We start from the raw sequence: 16,219 nt of genomic DNA, 5'->3' as shown, positions 1-16,219 counted from the left end.
TGAAACTAGTGTAGAGGGCATGGATCCTCTCGAGCCCGCCGTCAGCAGCACCGCCGCCCAAGCGGCGGCCGACCTCCGGGTACTGCTGGGACGGCTGCGGCGGCGGCTCAAGGAGGTCGACAACACCGACGGGATCACCGCCTCGCAACTGTCGGTGCTGAGCCGGCTGGACCGGGAGGGCCCGGCAGCGCCGGGCGTGCTGGCGGCGGCCGAGCGGGTACGACCGCAGTCGATGGGCGCCACGCTCGCGGCGCTGGAGGAGCGCGCCCTGATCGAGCGCCGCCCCGACCCCGCCGACGGGCGGCGCCAGGTCGTCTCGCTCACCGACGAAGGCACCGAGGCGATCACCGGCACCCGCCGGGTCCGCGAGGAGTGGCTGGCCCGCGCGCTGCAGGACCGCTACACCGCGGCCGAGCGGGCCACCGTCGTCGAGGCGCTGGCACTGCTGGAACGGCTGGACCGGGCATGAGCCGGATCACCGCACTCCTCCCCCGCCGCGACGCCCGGCCCGCCGACGACAGCGCCGCCGGTTTCGACCGCAGGCTCACCCCGCCGCTGGTCCTCGGCTCGCTGCTGAACCCGGTCAACTCCTCGATGATCGCGGTGACCCTGGTCCCGATCGGCGCGGCCTTCGGCGCACCGCCGTCCACCACGCTCTGGCTGGTCTCCGCGCTCTACCTGGCCACCGCCGTCGGCCAGCCCGCCGTCGGACGCCTCGTCGACCGCTACGGCGCCCGCCCGGTCTACCTGGCCGGTACCGCGCTGGTGGGGATCGCCGGACTGCTGGGCGCGCTGGCGCCGTCGCTGGGGCTGCTGATCGTGGCCCGGGTCCTGCTCGGCCTCGGCACCTGCGCCGCCTACCCCGCCGCCATGCACCTGGTGCGCAGCGAGGCGGCCCGCACCGGGCTCAGCACGCCCGCGGGCATCCTGACCGCCCTCTCCGTCGCCGCCCAGGCCAGCTCGGCGATCGGCCCCACCCTCGGCGGCCTGCTGATCGGCGTCGGCGGCTGGCGCACCGTCTTCGCCGTCAACATCCCGCTGTCGCTGGCCTGTCTGGTGATGGGACGGCGCCGGCTGCCCGCCATCCCCCCCGAGCGTCCGTCGGACGGCGGGCGCAGCGGCCTGGACCTGGCCGGGATGGCGCTGTTCTCCGCCGCCATGACCGCCGCACTGCTCTTCCTGATGGCCCCTCAGACCTCCAGCTGGTACCTGTTGTTGATCGCCGCAGTGGCCGCCGCCGCGCTTGTCGCTCGGGAGTTGCGGGTCAACGACCCGTTCCTGGACCTGCGGATGCTCGCCGCCAACGGGCCGCTGCTGGTCACCTACGCCCGACACGCGCTGACCTGCACCGTCTCCTACTCCGTGCTCTACGGCTTCACCCAGTGGCTGGAACAGGGCCGCGGCCTCGGCGAGTCCGCGGCCGGGCTGGTGCTGCTGCCGATGTCGCTGGTGGCGATCGGCGTGGCGACAGCGACCGGACGCCGCAAGGGAATCCGGGCCAAGCTGGTGGTCGGCAGCACCGCGATGGCGGTCGGCTCGGCGCTGCTGCTCCTGCTCGGCCCGCACACCCCGGCCTGGGCGCTGATCGGCGTGGTCCTGGTCTACGGCGTCCCGCAGGGCCTGAACAGCCTCGCCAACCAGAACGCCCTCTACCACCAGGCCCCCGCCGACCGCATCGGCACCGCCTCCGGCCTGCTGCGCACCTTCCAGTACAGCGGCGCGATGCTGGCCTCCGCGGTCATCGCCGCCGTCTTCACCACCGGCGCCACCAGCGCCGGACTGCACGTCCTGGCGCTGGTGATGCTGGGCTGCGCCCTGCTGCTGCTCGCCGCGAGCGTGCTGGACCGCTCGCTGGGACGGGCCGGCGGAACGGCCCCCGCACGCAGCTGACCGGCCGCCCCGACACCCGCGCGGACCAGGCGGATCAGGAGGCCTCCGGAGCGGTCATCAGCCGCGCCGTGAGCGCGGTCGCGGCGAGCAGGCCGACCGCGACGCAGCAGGCCGTCCAGGCACCGTCCGCCGCACCGACGCGCAGGAAGACGGTGCCCAGCAGGGCGACCCCGATCGTTCCGCCGAACTGCTGGACCGCGTTGAGCAGTCCGGCCGCGGAGCCGTTCTCCTGCGGGCGGACCCGGTGCAGGGCGGTGGTGAAGAACGGCACGGTGAACAGCCCGATCCCGGCACCGCTCACCGCGAGGGCGGCCCACAGCAGCCAGGACCCCGCTCCGGCCGGACCGGCGGCGTAGTCGGCCGCCGCACCGCCGACCCCGCCGGCCAGCACCGCGAGACCGGCGAACATGACCCGCGCACCGTGGCGGGGCACCAGCCAGGTCCCGGCGCACAGCGAGGCAGCGGCCATCCCGCAGGACCAGGGCAGCAGCGTCAGCCCCGCTGTGAGCACTCCGGCGTGCCGGGTCAGCTGCACCTGCACCACCACGACCAGCATCAGACCGTTCATCACCGCGAAGAACAGCGTGGAGGTGGCCAGCGCGGCCGGGAAACCCCGGTTGGCGAACAGGCTGGTCTCCACCAACGGACTGCGGCCCCGCCGGCTCTTCCCGCGCTGGTGCAGTCCGAACAGCAGCAGCACGGCGACACCCGCGCCGACAGCGAGCCACGGCACCACGCCCGCGACGGCGTCCACCTCGATCAGCGGGGCGACCAGCAGCACGCTGCCCAGCACCAGCAGCGCGGTGCCGACCAGGTCCAGTCGCGGCCGGTGCCCGGCCCGATCCTCGCGCAGCAGCGAGGAGCCGGCCAGCACGGCCGCGCCCAGCGGCAGATTGACCAGGAACACCGCCCGCCAGGACGAGCCGAACAGGTCCGCATGGGTCAGCACCCCGCCGAGCACCGGCCCGCAGACCGCGGCCAGCCCCATCACCGGGCCGATGGTGCCCAGCGCCCGGGACAGCTCGCCGCCGTCGAACATGGCCTTGATCAGTCCGAAGGTCTGCGGGATCACCAGCGCCGCCGCCCCGCCCTGCACCGCCCGGGCGGCGATCAGCAGTCCGGCCGAGGGCGCGAGCGCGCAGCACAGCGAGGCCAGCAGGAACGCGGCCACGCCGATCCGGAAGATCCGCCTGCGCCCGGCGATGTCGCCCAACCGCCCACCGGTGACCAGCAGTACGGCGAACGGCAGGGTGTAGGCGGCGCTGAACCACTGGATGTCGGCGACCGGACCGCCGAGCCGGGCGTGCATCACCGGGGCCGCGACCTGCACGATCGTCGAGTCCAGCAGGTTCATCGCCTCGGCGGTCAGCAGCAGCGCCAGCGCGAACCAGCGGCGCGGGTGCGGTCCGGCCGCTGCCGGGGCGGTCCGCGGCGCAGCGGTGGGGAGGGTCATCGGGGGCTCCTTCCAGGACGTCTCGCTCTCACCACGAGCGTGCTGGCACCCACCGGACCGCTTCCATCCACGCGGGGAAGTTGCGTGATTTCTTCCATGGCCGAGGCCGATGGCGAAGAATGGCTCCATGCTCGACGCTATCGACCGGGGCCTGATCCACGCCCTGCACATCGACGGCCGCGCCCCGTACACCAGGATCGCGGCCGCACTCGGCGTGTCCACGCAGACCGTGGCGCGACGCTACCGGAAACTGCGCGACAGCATCGCCCTGCGCGTGGTCGGCCTGCCCGACCCGCACCGGGCCGGCCAGGCCCAGTGGCTGGTCCGGCTGACCGCCGTCCCGCACCAGGCGCAGGACGTCGCCCACGCACTGGCCCGGCGCAACGACACCTCCTGGGTGAAGCTGGCCTCCGGCGGCACGGAGATCGTCGCGATCATCCACACCCCGACCGGAGCCACCGCCAGCAGCCACTCGCTGCTGCTGCGCGACATACCGCGCACCGCGAGCGTCACCTCCGTGTCCGCGCACTACGTCCTGCACACCTACTTCGGCGGCCCCACGGCCTGGCGCGGACGCACCGGGGCACTGGACGAGAAGCAGCAGGAAATGCTGCGCCCGGCCGTGACGCCCGCCGAGGGCGACGCCGCGATCACCGACGCCGACGGACCGCTGCTGGCCGCGCTCCAGCACGACGGCCGGACCGGCAACGCCGAACTCGCCGCGGCGACCGGCTGGACCCCGGCGACCGTGGCCCGCCGCCTGGCCGAACTACGGGCCAGCGGCGCGCTGTTCTTCGACGTCGAACTGGACGTCGCGGTCTTCGGCGCGGGCACCCAGGCGCTGCTCTGGATGGCCGTGGCCCCGGCCCAGTTGGAGCGGATCGCGACCACCCTGGCCGGCCACGAGGAACTCGCCTTCGTCGGCGCCACCACCGGCCCCACCAACCTGGTCGCCCAGGCCCTGTGCCCCGACCCGGGTTCGCTGCACCGCTACCTCACCCACCGCCTGGGCGCCCTGGACGCCATCCACACCCTGGAGACGGCACCGGTGCTGCGCACCATCAAGGCGGCCGGCCCGCTGGTGACCTACCCGCCCAGCACCGGCGCGGGCCGCCCCCGGTGAACCGCCCGCTCAGCCCTCGCGTCGTACCGTCGCCGCCAGGAACGGTGGGAGGCCCTCGCGCAGCGGCTGTTCGGCGCGGAGTGGTTCCGGTGGGGCGGGCTCGGCGATGGCCTCCAGGGCGAAGCCCTGGTCCAGCAGGGCGCCGAGGTAGGTGGAGAGGGTGCGGTGCTGGTTGCCCGCGCGGCGGAAGCCCTCGGGGTTGCCGGAGCGCCAGAAGCCCTCGCTCAGGTAGTCGCCGACGGTGCGGCGACGGCGACGGCTGTCCGGCGGGTCGTCGTCGACCGTCTCGGGTGCCCAGCCCGCGCCCGGGGCCTCGAAGCAGGGGTGCGGGATGGTGAACACCAGCCGCCCGCCCGGGAGCAGCACCCGTTCGACGGCGGCGAGGGCGGCCTTGAGGTCGACGACGTTGTTGAGGGAGAGCCCGGCGGTCACGCAGTCCGCGGTGCCGTCACCGATGGTGGCCAGCGAGCAGCCGTCGTCGACCGTGTAGACGGCGCCGGTCGGGTGCTCGGCCTCGGCGATCCAGGCGTGCGCGATCATGCGCGGGGAGAGGTCCACACCGCGCACTCCGGCCCCGCGCAGGGCGAGCGCCCGGGCCACGATTCCCTCGCCGCAACCCAGGTCCACGATCCGGAGGCCGGTCAGATCGTCCGGCATCTGCTCCAGCAGGATGTCGCGCGCGAACTCGTGCATCGCGGAGCCCTTCCGCAGGCGCTCCGCGTACCAGTCGGCGATGGTGTCCCAAGTGTCAGTCATCGAGAACTGGAGCGTACGCGAGGAGGGGGAGGCCGTGCAGAGGAATCCGAAGGCTCAGCTTCCGGGCGCCGCAACCCGTTCGAGTGGTCGTCAGCGGCTCCGCAGCGCGCCTGACCGCCGACGCTCGGACCGGCTCGCGAGAATCATGAAGTTGCGGTGTCATCCGCATTGCCTTCTCGTTCCGACGTTCCTACTCTCCAGTAAGTCTACCGATCGGTAGCCGGATCCTCCCCCACCCAGGAGGCCCTCCATGTCCCTGCCCATGCCCATGCCCATGCCCAGATCCCGGCCCGGCTCCCGGCCCGGCCCCCGACGCCTCACCGCCTCCCTGCTCGCCCTCGGCACCGCGACGGCCTCGGCCCTCGGCCTCGCCACCGCGCCGGCGCACGCCTCGACCTACCCCGTCCCCTACAGCTTCGCCGCCGGCGTCGCCGCCGAGCTGGCGGCGCCCGGGAGCGCTCCCCCCGGCTCCAACAACTGGTCCTGCAAGCCGAGTTCGGCGCATCCCCGGCCGGTCGTGCTGGTCCACGGGACCTTCGGCGACATGACCGACAGCTGGCAGGCGCTGTCCCCGCTGCTGGCGAACCAGGGCTACTGCGTCTTCGCCCTCAACTACGGCGGCTCGCCCGGCAACCTGTTCCAGGGCTACGGCGACATCCCCACCAGCGCAGCGCAGTTGGCGACCTTCGTGGACCAGGTGCTGGCCGCCACCGGGGCCGCGCAGGTCGACATCGTCGGCCACTCGCAGGGCGGCATGATGCCGCGCTACTACCTCAAGAACCTGGGCGGCGCGGCCAAGGTGCACACCCTGGTCGGCCTGGCCCCGTCCAACCACGGCACCGACCTGGACGGGCTCACCGGGCTGCTGGCCGCCTTCCCCGGCGGCTCCTCGTTCGTCAGCTCGCTGTGCGCCGCCTGCGGCCAGCAGGTCGTCGGCTCGCCGTTCATCACCGCGCTCAACGCGGGCGGCGACACCGTGCCCGGCGTCCACTACACCGTCATCGAGACCAGGTACGACGAGGTGGTCACCCCCTACACCTCGGCCTTCCTCACCGGTGGCAGCAGCGGGCAGGTCAGCGACATCACGCTGCAGGACCAGTGCGGCCTGGACTTCGCGGACCACCTGGCGGTGATCTACGACCCGGTGGCCCTGCACGACGTGAGCAACGCGCTGGACCCGGCGCACGCCACGGCACCGCTGTGCGTGCCGGTGCTTCCCGTCCTCGGCGGCTGATTCCGGGCCCCCGAACCGTCCGGGTCCCGGCCGGATGCGCAGTCTGTCGGTCCGCTACGGCAGACTGCGCGCATGCATGATCTCGGAAAGGGCCTCGGACACCTGCTCAAGGGGCAGCGGTGGGTGCTGCGGCACGGCCGCTGGTGGGGGTTCGGGCTACTGCCCGGGCTGGTGGCACTGGTCCTCTACATCGCCGCCCTGGTCGCCCTGGCGACCTACGCCACCGACATCGCCAGCTGGGCCACCCCGTTCGCCGACAGCTGGTCCGCCGACTGGCGTTCGGCGGTGCGGGCGCTGCTCGCCGTGCTGCTGGTCTGCGGCAGCCTGCTGCTCGCGGTCGTCACCTTCACCGCCGTCACCCTGCTGATCGGCCAGCCGTTCTACGAGTCGCTGTCCGAGCGGGTGGAGGAGATCGAGGGCGGTGCCCCACCCGCACCGAGCCAGTCCCTCTGGCAGCAGCTGGTGTTCGCCGCCCGCGAGGGCCTGGGCTCGGTACTGCTGACCGCCGGCATCGGCCTGCTGCTCCTGGTCCTGGGCTTCGTCCCGGCGATCGGGCAGACCGTGGTCCCCGCCGCCGCCTTCTGCGTCTCCGGATTCTTCCTGACCGAGCAGCTGGCCGCCGTGGCCCTGCAGCGCCGCGGCCTGACCTTCCGGCAGCGGATACGCAGGCTGCGGAGCCGGCTCGGACTCACCCTGGGCTTCGGCGTCCCGCTGGTGCTGCTGTTCCTGATCCCCTTCGTCGCCGTCCTCCTCATGCCGGGCGCGGTGGCCGGAGCGACCCTGCTGGCAAGGGAGTTGGAGCCGACGGCAGCGCCTTCGCCCACGCCGGCACCGGACGGGGCGACCCCCGGTCCGCCGCCCTCCGAACCGCCTGCCTGACCCCTCCGCGCAAAAAGGACCCCCGGGTTCTGCAATCCCTTGCGCCCCACCTGCACCGCGGGAAACACTGAGCCGGGCAGGCGCACAGTACGAGCACAGAAGCGCAGAACACGGAACACAAGGCCCAAGGAGACGTGCGTGGTCGCGACGGAGGTCCGACCGGTCCGGGCCGCGCAGGTCCGGAGGCTGCCGCCCTCGGTGCGGCGGTCCGCGCACCACGGACTGGTGCTGACCGCGGTCGCGGTGACCGTCCTGCTCGCGGCGACGGTGCTGGCCGCACTGGCCGCGCTGGCGGGCAACGCCGTCGACCAGGGGGCCGGGACCCGGCTGGCCGCCGATCCACGGGCCCAGGTGCAGGTCGGCGCGGGCTTCCAGAGCACCGGCCTGGCCGCCGCCGACCTCGCGGTACGGAACGCCACCGCCCAGGTCTTCGGCAGCGTGCCCGAGCACACCTACCTGGGGCTGCTCGGCGTCGGGCCGCTGGTCGTCGGCGGCGGCGCCGACAGCAACGGCAAGGGGGCGGTGCTGCATCCGGTCGCGGTCCAGGGGGCCGCACGCTTCGGCCGACTGCTCTCCGGCAGCTGGCCCGCCGGAGTGGCCGACGCTCCGTCAACTGCCTTCACCAGCCTGCCCAACGTCTCCGCCGGCAGCTCCGCTCCCGGTGCGCCATCGACCGTGGACGCGGCTCTGCCCCGGCAGTTGGCGCAGCTGCTCGGCGTCGGCCCCGGGGGGAGGCTCGCGCTCAGCGACGCCTTCGGGCGCCCGGTCACGGTACGGGTCACCGGCGTCTACGCCGCCCAGGGCAACGCCGGGTTCTGGCCGGGCATGGCCGGGGACCCGACCGCCACCCAGGGCGCGGCGGACTCCCTGTTCGTCGTCTCCCCCGCCGCACTGAACGGAACCGCCGCACTGAACGGCCAGGTCAGCGTCGGCTGGAGCGTGCAGGGCGACTTCGCCGGCGCCGCCTCGGACCAGCTGGCCGGGCTGCGGGACCGGGTCGGCGCCTTCGCCGGGAGCCACGCCGACCTCTCCGTCTTCCACGGGGCGCCCTCCCCCTTCAGCAGCCGAATGACCGTCGTCTCCGCACTGCCCCAGGCCGTGGACGCGCTGGCCGCACCCGTCGCGGTGGCCCGCTCCGCGCTCTACCAACCCACCGCCCTGCTCGCCGTACTCGCCCTCACCGCACTGGTCCTGACGGCGCGTCAACTGGCCGAGCACCGGAGCGGTGAGCTGGCGCTGCAACAGGCACGCGGCGCCGGGACGGTCCGACTGCTGCGGGCGGCCACCGCCGAGTGGGCGCTGACCGGTGTCCCCGCTGCCGTCGCCGCACCGTTCCTGGCGCAGTCGCTCGTGCACGGCGCGCTCGGCTCCGCCGGATGGACGGCGGCCCTGCTGACCCTGGTGGTGCAGGGCGCGGCCGTACTGCTGCCGGTGCTGTATCCGGCCCTGCGGCCGCTCTTCGGACGAATACCGCGGCTGCGGCCCCGTGGCGGCCGTCGCGGGGCCCGGACCGTGGCGGTGCAGCGGGCCGGTCTGGATCTGGCGCTGGCCGTGGTCGCGGTGCTGGGCTGGTCGGAACTGGCGCACCATCACGCCGTGGTCCAGGGCACCCCGGTCGCCGCCGGTCCGGTCGCGGTGCCGGCCGTCGATCCGGTCCTGGTGCTCGCCCCGGTGGTGGCCTGTGTCGCCGCCTCGCTGCTGCTGTTCCGGCTGATGCCGCTGACCTCACGGCTGCTGGACCGCTACGGCCGCCGCCGCACCGGACTGGTGCTGCCGCTCGCGGGCTGGCAGCTGAGCCGGCGCTCGGCCCGCAACGCCGGCCCGGTGCTGCTGATGTGCCTGGCCGCAGCGGTGGGGGCGCTCGCCAGCACCGCGCTGGCCTGCCTGGACGGGCTGGCGCTGGACCAGGCCGGGTTCACCGTCGGCGCGGACGTCCGGGTGGACACCTCGGCCGGCGGCGGCTACGCCCCCTCGGTCCTGGCCGGTGCCTACCGGGCACTGCCCGGAGTCACCGCGGTGACTCCGGTGACACTGACCCCGGTCACCTCGGCGGCGGGGACCACCCTGCAGATCGTGGGCACCGACAGCGGGACCGCGGCGTCCCCCGACGGTGTGCGGCTACCGGGACGTCCGAGCGGGCTGAGCCTGGACGAGACGCTGACCAGCGACGGCGCCACGGCCGCCCCCACCCTGGAGCTGACCCTCCAGGACGCCTCGGGCCTCACCGACTCCGTCACCGCCGCACTGCCGGACGCCGACGGGGCCCGACACACCGTCACCGTCCCGCTCACGGTGAACGGCAGCGGCGGCCGGCCACGCGACTACCCGCTGACGCTGACCTCGATCACCCTGGTGCCGCAGTCCGGCCAGGACGCGGCCCGGCTGCGGCTGGTGCTGCACCGCATCGGCTCCGACTCCGTCCCGGCGCCCGGCTCCACCGCCGCCACGAGCTGGGCCGGGGCCCTGCCGCCCGGGCTGGCCTGGGCCGACCGCACCCTGTCCGCCACCGGTTCGAGGACCACCGCCTGCGACACCGCCGCGAACGCGGCCGACCCGTACCAGCCGGAGCCGCCCGGCGTGTGCTCGCTCTCCTCGGACCCCGACGGGTTGTTCTCGGCGACGGTCAGCACCGGTATCCCCGCCATCAAGACCGACCCCGGCACCCGGCTGCGGATCGCCGTCGCCCCAGCCGTGTCCACCGCGTCGTCCACCCCGGCGGCACCCGTCCCGGTGCTGGCCGACCCTCGGGCCCTGGCCGCCCTGCACCACGCCGTGGGCGACACCGTCAACCTGGACCTGGGGTCGGGGCGGAGCCTGGCGGTGCGGATCACCGGCAGCGTCGCGGCCGTCCCCGGTCTCGGATCCACCCGCACCACCGGCTGGTTCACCGCCGACCAGCGCACCCTCGCCGCCGCCCTGGCCGCGGCCGGCGTGGACCAGCAGCCGCCCGCGCTGTGGCGGCTGACCAGCACCGACAGCGCCCGCACCGCCGCCGCGGTCACCGCCCGACCCGCCCTGGGCAGCCCGCTGACGGTGGCGCAGTCCGCCGCGCAGCTGCGCGGCGACCCCTTCCGCAGCGGGCTGCGGAAGGTGCTGACGCTGTGCCGGCTGCTCGCCCCGGCCTTCGCCGTGATCGGCTTCACCGTGCACGCGGTGGTTTCGACCCGGGAGCGGCGCCGGGAGTTCGCGCTGCTGCGGGCCATGGGGGCGCGCAGCAGGTCGCTGTCGACGCTGCTGTGGGCCGAGCAGTTGAGCATCGCCCTGTTCGCGGTGGTGCCGGGTGCCCTGCTGGGCACCGTCCTCGCCGCCCAGGTGCTGCCGCTGATCACGGTGGACGACTCCGGGCAGCCGCCGTTCCCGCCGCTGCGGGTACGGGTGCCCTGGGGCGGGGTCACCCTGTCGGCGCTGGGCACGGCCGCGGCGATCTGCCTGGTCGTCATGGCCCTGTCCCGGTTGCTCGCCCGGGTGGACCTGGTCCGGGTGCTGCGAGCCGGGGAGAGCGCATGAACGGCGGCGTGAACAGCGTGAACGGACGGCTGATCAGGGCCGAGGCGCGCGGCGACCTGCCGCTGCTGGGCTGCCTCGCGGTGCTGGTGGCAGTGCTGACCGCGCTGGCGGCGCTGGCACCGGTGCTGGCGGCCCGTCAGGAGGACCGGGCGCTGCGGCAGCGACTGGTGACGGCCCAGCAGCAGGACGCACTGCTGACCGTGCAGACCACCGCCGAGGATCCCGCCAACATGCCGAGCGAGAACCTGCTGCCGGCGGCGACACCGGGAACCCCGGTCGACACCGCCGCCCTGCTGGCCAAGGGCGGCCGGCAACTGATCGCACACGCCGACCCCCGGCTCGCCGCGACACTGACCGTCTCCCGCGCCGAGGCCCAGTTCGACCCGGCGACGCTGGCCTCCCCGGCCGTGCCGCAGGCCAGTGTGGTGGGAACCAGTCTCGCCCTGGCCTACATCACCGACGCCGACGCGCACCTGCGGATCACGGCCGGCCGTGCACCGCGACCGCGACCGCGCTCCACCGCCCACAGCAGCCCGCCCGAGATCGCCCTCTCCCGGGCCACCGCGACCCTGCTGGGACTGCACGTCGGCGAGCGGCTGAGCCTGGTCGGGACCGGCGACCCCGCCGGGGCACCGTCCTCCTACGTCCTCGCCGGGATCTTCGAGCCGCAGCGGACCGGGGACGACTTCTGGAACGAGCAGGCATCGCTGGACCAGCCGATCGAGTACCCCAAGGACACCGATCCGACCAAGCAGCTGATCTCCGCGCGCGGCCTGGTCGCCGCCGACGGCGTGGACGCGGCGATGAACGCCGAGGTGCCCACGGAACCAGCCCTCAGCTGGCAGCTGCGGGTCACCCTCGGCAGCGACGCCGTCACCCAGGCCGCCCGCATCGCGCAGCCGCTCGCGTCCTGGAGCACCAGGCTCGACTCCGCGCTGTGTGCCGAGAACCCGATGCTGGATCAGTCCAGCTGCGTGCTGGACGGGCAGCTCACCGATCCACTGCTGCTCGCCGACGGCCTCGGACCGCTGCTGGCCGCCTTCACCGCCGAGGACGCCCAGGCCCACACCGTCGCCTCCTACGCCATCGCCTCACTGCTCGCCGTCGCGCTGGCCACCGCCGTGGTGGCGGTACGGCTGCTGCTGCGCCGGCGCGACGTTGAGCTGCGACTGCAGCGGGCCCGGGGCGCCTCCGGGCCGCGGCTGGTGCTGCTGCGGCTGGCCGTGGCCACACCCGTGGTCGCGGTGGCGGGCGCGGCGGGCTGGGCGGTAGGCCTGATACTCGCCCCCGACGGGACGTCAGGAGCGCCGCGACCGCTGCTCGCCGCCGTCCTGGCGGGCGCCGCCTGGCTGCTGCTTCCGCTGCTGACCTGGCCCGCCGTCAGGAACGACGGCCGGCTGCGCGGCGATGGCCCCTCCCCGGCCCGGCGGGTGGTGCTGGAGGCCACCGTGCTGCTGCTCGCCGTCGCCGGGGTGGCCGCGCTGCGCACCTCCACCCCGGCCGGCTCCGCCCAGGACGCCGCGGGCCAGGGGGACGTCCGGCTCAGCGCGGTACCGGTGGTGGTGGCGCTGGCCGCCGTCCTGGTGCTGCTGCGGCTGTATCCACCGGTGCTGCGCTGGTGCGCCGGTCGGCTGCGCCGGGGGCGCGGCCTGCTGGGGTACGTCGGCCTGGCGCGCGCCGGAGGGGACGCACCGGCGACCGCGATGGCCCTGTTCGTGCTGGTGCTGACGCTGGGTACGGCCGTCTTCGGCGGCCTGGTCTCCAGCACCGTCGGCGCGGGCGCCAGGACCGGCGCGGCCTGGGCCGCGGGGGCCGACGCGGTCGCGGTGCAGCTCGGCAACACCACCCCGCTGACCACCACGTCCGGATCAGCCGCCGCCGGATCAACCACCGCCGCCGGGCCCGGTGGCGGGATCCGGACCGTCACCGAGCAGCTGCGCACCTTCAACCTGATCGGCGACCGGAACGGCGCCGGGATCGGCGGCGTCGCGGTGATCACGGTCGACCCCGCCGCGCTCGCCGCCGCCGACCCCGGCTCGGCCGCCGTCCGCGCCCTGCGCGCGGCGCTGTCCGCGCCCGCCCGCACCCTCTCCGACGGCACCGTGCAGCTGCCCGCGCTGGGCTCGCCCGACCTGCTGGCGACGGCGCCCGGCGGCAGCCTCAGCGCCACCGTCCAGCCGTACCGGAAGCCGGTGGTCCATCTGCGGTTCAGCCCCACCGGGACGCTGACCACCGCCGAGCGGGACGACCCGGTGCTGGGCCCGCTGGTGTCACTGGTCGCCGACGGAACCCCGCTGCTGGTCACCACCGCCGCGGTGGAGCAGCGGCTGCCGCAGCTGTCCTCCGGGCACACCGCGGTGCTGCTGTTCGGTGGCGGCGCGGACGCGGCGGCGCTGCATGCCGCCGCCGCGCGGGTGCTGGGACCGCTGGCGCAGGTCACCGTGCGCACCGAGGAACTGGCCGCCCTGCGCGGGGACGGACTGACCCGGGGCGTCGGCGTCCTCTACACCGGGAGCACCCTGCTGGCGGTGCTGTTCGCGCTGCTCGCCGTCGGCCTGGAGCTGGTGCTGACCGCACCCGAGCGCGGGCGGACCACCTCCTACCTGCGCGCCCTCGGGCTGACCGGTCGGGGGGCGGCCGCCCTGCACCTGGTGCAGCTGCTGCCGCTGGTCCCGGTCGCCGCGCTGGGCGGGGTGGTGCTGGGCCTGGTCGAGCCGCGGATCCTCGGCCCGGCGCTGGACCTGCGCGCCTTCACCGGCGGACCGGGCCGGCCGGCCCTGCACTCGGATCCGGCGCTGACCGTGGCGCTGGGCCTGGCGGCCGGGCTGCTGGTGCTGGCGGCCGCGGTGGTGGAGACGCTGGTGGCCCGCACCAGGACGCCGGCGGCGAGGATGCGGTAGGGATCGACCAGGCATGGACCGGGGCATCAGGTGGAGGATCAGCCCCCGGTGAACGAGACTGGGCGGGTCCGTCCGCCACGAAAGGAACCACCGTGTCCGCTGTCCACAGCGTGCTGTTCTTTGAGTTCGACGATCCCGACGCGGCGCTGCCCGCGCTTCAGGAGGCCAAGAAGCTGCCCGGGGTGCACCAGGCGGCGGCACTCACCCGCTCGGCCGACGGCGACTTCGACATCGCCGAGAGCTGGGTCCACCACGTGGGGGCGGCGACCGCCGCCGGCGGCGCGGTCGGCGCCCTGATCGGCCTGCTCGCCGGTCCGATGGGCTCCTTCGTGGGAGCGACCGCGGGTGCCTGGCTCGGCGGCACCAGCGAGGCGCACCAGGCCCAGGACTCCTTCGCCACGCTGATCCTCTTCGGCGCCGAGGTGGAGGACGACACCAGCCAGCTGATCGTCGACATCAGCGAGTCCGACCAGGGGCCGGCCGACGAGCTGGCGGCCCGTCACGGCGCGGCGCTGCACCGGCGTCCGGCCGAGGAGGTCGAGGCCCGGGTGAAGGCCGCCGAACAGGCCGCGGACCGTGCCAACGCCGAGGACAAGGCCGCCGAGCAGTTCTGACGGTCACTGAGGGAGAGGTGGACGACATGGCAGACATCGAGTTCGACGACAACGGCCGCACCCGGCTCCGGGCCCTGCAGGACGGACAGCAGATCGGCAAGATCGACTACTTCGTACTGGACCAGCCGCCGACGGCCCGGGTCGGCGTGCACACCGAGGTCGACCCGGACCACCAGGGCGAGGGCATCGCGGGCAAGCTGGCCGCCGAGTTCTACCGGCGTGCCGCGGAGGCCGGGCAGGGCGTGGTCCCGCTCTGCCCCTACCTCAAGCGCTGGTCGCTGGCGCACCCCGAGCAGGCGCCCGCGCCTGACGACGAACTGACGGCCCGTGCCATGGTGAAGCTGCGCGAGGACCCGGCGACCTGGTGACGCTCCGGCAACAACAGCACCACTGATCGGACCGGCCCCGGCGCGATGCGCCGGGGCCGCACTTCTGGCTGGACCCAGCTTGTTTGCTCCGGTCGGATTCGGCTAGTCGCCCTACAGAAGGGACGCGTTGACGACCCGCGCGCCCCAACTCGTAGGAGAGGAACGGCATGTCCACAGGTCTGATCATCGTGATCGTCGTCGTTGTGGTCGCTGTCGTCGCACTGGCCGCCCTGGCCTTCATGCGTCCGCAGCAGCGCAACCGGAGGCTGCGACAGCAGTTCGGCCCCGAGTACGACCGCGAACTGGCCCAGCACGACGGCGATACCAGGGCGACCGACCAGGTACTGGAGCAACGGGTCAAGCGCGCCGGCGACCTGGACATCCGTCCGCTGGACCCGGCACAGCGCGAGCGCGCCCTGGCGCAGTGGAACACGCTGCAGGAGCAGTTCGTCGACTCGCCGGCCAAGGCCGTCATCGACGCCGACCGGCTGCTCGGCGAGGTCATGCGGGACCGCGGCTTCCCGGACGACGACGCGCAGGACGACCGCTACGCGGCGCTGTCCGTGCACCACGCCCGCGCACTGCCGGGGTACCGCACCTCGCGGCAGTTCGCCGAACGCGCCCAGCGGGGCGAGGCCACCACCGAGGAACTGCGCAAGGCGTTCGTCAACGCCCGCGAGACCTTCGACCAACTGGTCGGCGCCGAGACCGCGACGACCTCCACCAGCAGCAACGAGAGGACGGCCTGATGTCCGACCGACGTTTCCCCGAGCAGCACGAGGACCTGCAGGACCGGGCCCGCTGGGACGAGGAGTCCCCCGAGACCGACGAGCACGACGAGCGCGACGCGCGCGACGGGACGGACCTGGACGCCTTGGACACTCCGGACGCCCTGGACACCCCGGACGCCCTGGACACCCCGGATGCCGAGCGGACGGACCTGGCGAAGCCCGAGGCGAAGCCCGAGGCGGAGGACACCCTCTCCCACCCCGACGTGGACGACCGGACCAGCCTCGGAGCCGGCACGGTGGAGCCTGACGCCCCGCTACCCGCCCCGGCGTCGTTCGCCGACGTTCCCGCCTCCAGTGACTCGGCCGGTCCCGTCGGCCCCGCCGCCGTGGCTCCGGGCGGGCGGCTCTTCCCGGAGGGATCCGGTGAGAAGCTGCGCGACCGCTGGCAGCACATCCAGATCGACTTCGTCGACGACCCGCGCCACGCGGTCGAGGAGGCCGACACCCTGGTCGAGCAGGTGGCCGGTCAGCTGACCGCGGCCATCACGGCCAACCGCCGTGCCCTGCGCGACGGTTGGGACAAGCAGGGGGCCGGCAGCGCCGCCGACGACAGCGGCTTCCCCACCGAGCAGCTGCGGACCACGCTGCAGCAGTACCGGTCCATGCTGAACCAGCTCCTGGACGCCTGAACCGGGCAGCGGCGCCCCGCGGGCCGAGCCCCTTCCCCCCCGTACGCACCAGGCCGTTCCGGCCGCCGGGGGAAG

General features: G+C 74.4%; 13 protein-coding genes. 11 read left to right on the top strand and 2 right to left on the bottom strand.

Annotated features, from left to right (window positions below):
• The first annotated feature begins 19 nt into the window (after nucleotides 1-19).
• On the top strand, nucleotides 20-469 hold the full coding sequence (locus tag IF29_RS0109555; RefSeq protein ID WP_030252318.1) for a MarR family winged helix-turn-helix transcriptional regulator: 450 nt from the start codon (nucleotides 20-22) through the stop codon (nucleotides 467-469).
• Nucleotides 466-1,890 carry an MFS transporter gene (locus IF29_RS0109550; RefSeq protein ID WP_030252317.1) on the top strand — a complete coding sequence of 475 codons (1,425 nt, stop codon included), beginning with the start codon at nucleotides 466-468 and terminating at the stop codon, nucleotides 1,888-1,890. Before IF29_RS0109555 ends, IF29_RS0109550 begins: the two co-directional genes overlap by 4 nt.
• A 34-nt stretch (nucleotides 1,891-1,924) precedes the next feature.
• Here the strand turns inward: IF29_RS0109550 and IF29_RS0109545 are convergent, their stop codons facing one another.
• On the bottom strand, nucleotides 1,925-3,343 hold the full coding sequence (locus IF29_RS0109545) for an MFS transporter (protein WP_030252316.1): 1,419 nt from the start codon (nucleotides 3,341-3,343) through the stop codon (nucleotides 1,925-1,927).
• A gap of 127 nt (nucleotides 3,344-3,470) precedes the next feature.
• Between IF29_RS0109545 and IF29_RS0109540 the strand changes: the two genes are divergently transcribed.
• Nucleotides 3,471-4,466, top strand: a complete 996-nt coding sequence (locus tag IF29_RS0109540) for an Lrp/AsnC family transcriptional regulator (RefSeq protein WP_030252315.1) — start codon at nucleotides 3,471-3,473, stop codon at nucleotides 4,464-4,466.
• A gap of 9 nt (nucleotides 4,467-4,475) precedes the next feature.
• On the opposite strand, the gene IF29_RS0109535 is transcribed toward IF29_RS0109540, so the two are convergent.
• Nucleotides 4,476-5,222 (bottom strand): class I SAM-dependent methyltransferase, encoded by a 747-nt coding sequence (locus IF29_RS0109535; protein ID WP_030252314.1) that lies wholly within the window; start codon nucleotides 5,220-5,222, stop codon nucleotides 4,476-4,478.
• A 250-nt stretch (nucleotides 5,223-5,472) separates the two neighbouring features.
• Between IF29_RS0109535 and IF29_RS0109530 the strand changes: the two genes are divergently transcribed.
• The 8 genes from IF29_RS0109530 (at nucleotide 5,473) to IF29_RS43355 (ending at nucleotide 16,144) form a co-directional block, all read left to right on the top strand.
• Nucleotides 5,473-6,456: an esterase/lipase family protein gene (locus tag IF29_RS0109530; protein WP_380523169.1), complete on the top strand. Its 984-nt coding sequence runs from the start codon at nucleotides 5,473-5,475 to the stop codon at nucleotides 6,454-6,456.
• 72 nt (nucleotides 6,457-6,528) lie between these two features.
• Nucleotides 6,529-7,335 (top strand): EI24 domain-containing protein, encoded by an 807-nt coding sequence (locus IF29_RS0109525; RefSeq protein ID WP_030252312.1) that lies wholly within the window; start codon nucleotides 6,529-6,531, stop codon nucleotides 7,333-7,335.
• Nucleotides 7,336-7,473: 138 nt separating this feature from the next.
• Nucleotides 7,474-10,842 (top strand): ABC transporter permease, encoded by a 3,369-nt coding sequence (locus IF29_RS0109520; protein WP_232242082.1) that lies wholly within the window; start codon nucleotides 7,474-7,476, stop codon nucleotides 10,840-10,842.
• On the top strand, nucleotides 10,839-13,742 hold the full coding sequence (locus tag IF29_RS0109515; RefSeq protein ID WP_030252309.1) for a hypothetical protein: 2,904 nt from the start codon (nucleotides 10,839-10,841) through the stop codon (nucleotides 13,740-13,742). Before IF29_RS0109520 ends, IF29_RS0109515 begins: the two co-directional genes overlap by 4 nt.
• 92 nt (nucleotides 13,743-13,834) lie before the next feature.
• Nucleotides 13,835-14,356 (top strand): hypothetical protein, encoded by a 522-nt coding sequence (locus IF29_RS0109510; RefSeq protein WP_051725099.1) that lies wholly within the window; start codon nucleotides 13,835-13,837, stop codon nucleotides 14,354-14,356.
• 17 nt (nucleotides 14,357-14,373) lie between these two features.
• The gene (locus IF29_RS0109505) at nucleotides 14,374-14,724 is read left to right on the top strand and encodes a GNAT family N-acetyltransferase (protein ID WP_332262528.1); all 351 of its coding nucleotides are present in this window, start codon (nucleotides 14,374-14,376) and stop codon (nucleotides 14,722-14,724) included.
• A 167-nt stretch (nucleotides 14,725-14,891) separates the two neighbouring features.
• Nucleotides 14,892-15,473 (top strand): hypothetical protein, encoded by a 582-nt coding sequence (locus IF29_RS0109500; protein WP_063757461.1) that lies wholly within the window; start codon nucleotides 14,892-14,894, stop codon nucleotides 15,471-15,473.
• Nucleotides 15,473-16,144, top strand: coding sequence for a hypothetical protein (locus tag IF29_RS43355; RefSeq protein WP_051725098.1), 672 nt, complete (start codon nucleotides 15,473-15,475; stop codon nucleotides 16,142-16,144). The genes IF29_RS0109500 and IF29_RS43355 overlap by 1 nt, the downstream gene beginning before the upstream one ends.
• Nucleotides 16,145-16,219 lie beyond the last annotated feature (75 nt).

The sequence above is a fragment of the Streptacidiphilus jeojiense genome, assembly GCF_000719095.1.
Classification (GTDB): Bacteria; Actinomycetota; Actinomycetes; order Streptomycetales; family Streptomycetaceae; genus Streptacidiphilus; species Streptacidiphilus jeojiensis.
The sequence above is the reverse complement of the archived record's forward strand: the minus strand, read 5'-3'. Positions and strand labels throughout refer to the sequence as shown.

What these genes read in the sequence shown, in the direction of transcription:
- IF29_RS0109515 (WP_030252309.1), top strand. Translation starts at nt 10,839, where the DNA reads ATGAACGGCGGCGTGAACAGCGTGAACGGACGGCTGATCAGGGCCGAG.
- IF29_RS43355 (WP_051725098.1), top strand. Translation starts at nt 15,473, where the DNA reads ATGTCCGACCGACGTTTCCCCGAGCAGCACGAGGACCTGCAGGACCGG.
- IF29_RS0109500 (WP_063757461.1), top strand. Translation starts at nt 14,892, where the DNA reads ATGTCCACAGGTCTGATCATCGTGATCGTCGTCGTTGTGGTCGCTGTC.
- IF29_RS0109525 (WP_030252312.1), top strand. Translation starts at nt 6,529, where the DNA reads ATGCATGATCTCGGAAAGGGCCTCGGACACCTGCTCAAGGGGCAGCGG.
- IF29_RS0109535 (WP_030252314.1), bottom strand. Translation starts at nt 5,222, where the DNA reads ATGACTGACACTTGGGACACCATCGCCGACTGGTACGCGGAGCGCCTG.
- IF29_RS0109555 (WP_030252318.1), top strand. Translation starts at nt 20, where the DNA reads ATGGATCCTCTCGAGCCCGCCGTCAGCAGCACCGCCGCCCAAGCGGCG.
- IF29_RS0109545 (WP_030252316.1), bottom strand. Translation starts at nt 3,343, where the DNA reads ATGACCCTCCCCACCGCTGCGCCGCGGACCGCCCCGGCAGCGGCCGGA.
- IF29_RS0109530 (WP_380523169.1), top strand. Translation starts at nt 5,473, where the DNA reads ATGTCCCTGCCCATGCCCATGCCCATGCCCAGATCCCGGCCCGGCTCC.
- IF29_RS0109550 (WP_030252317.1), top strand. Translation starts at nt 466, where the DNA reads ATGAGCCGGATCACCGCACTCCTCCCCCGCCGCGACGCCCGGCCCGCC.
- IF29_RS0109540 (WP_030252315.1), top strand. Translation starts at nt 3,471, where the DNA reads ATGCTCGACGCTATCGACCGGGGCCTGATCCACGCCCTGCACATCGAC.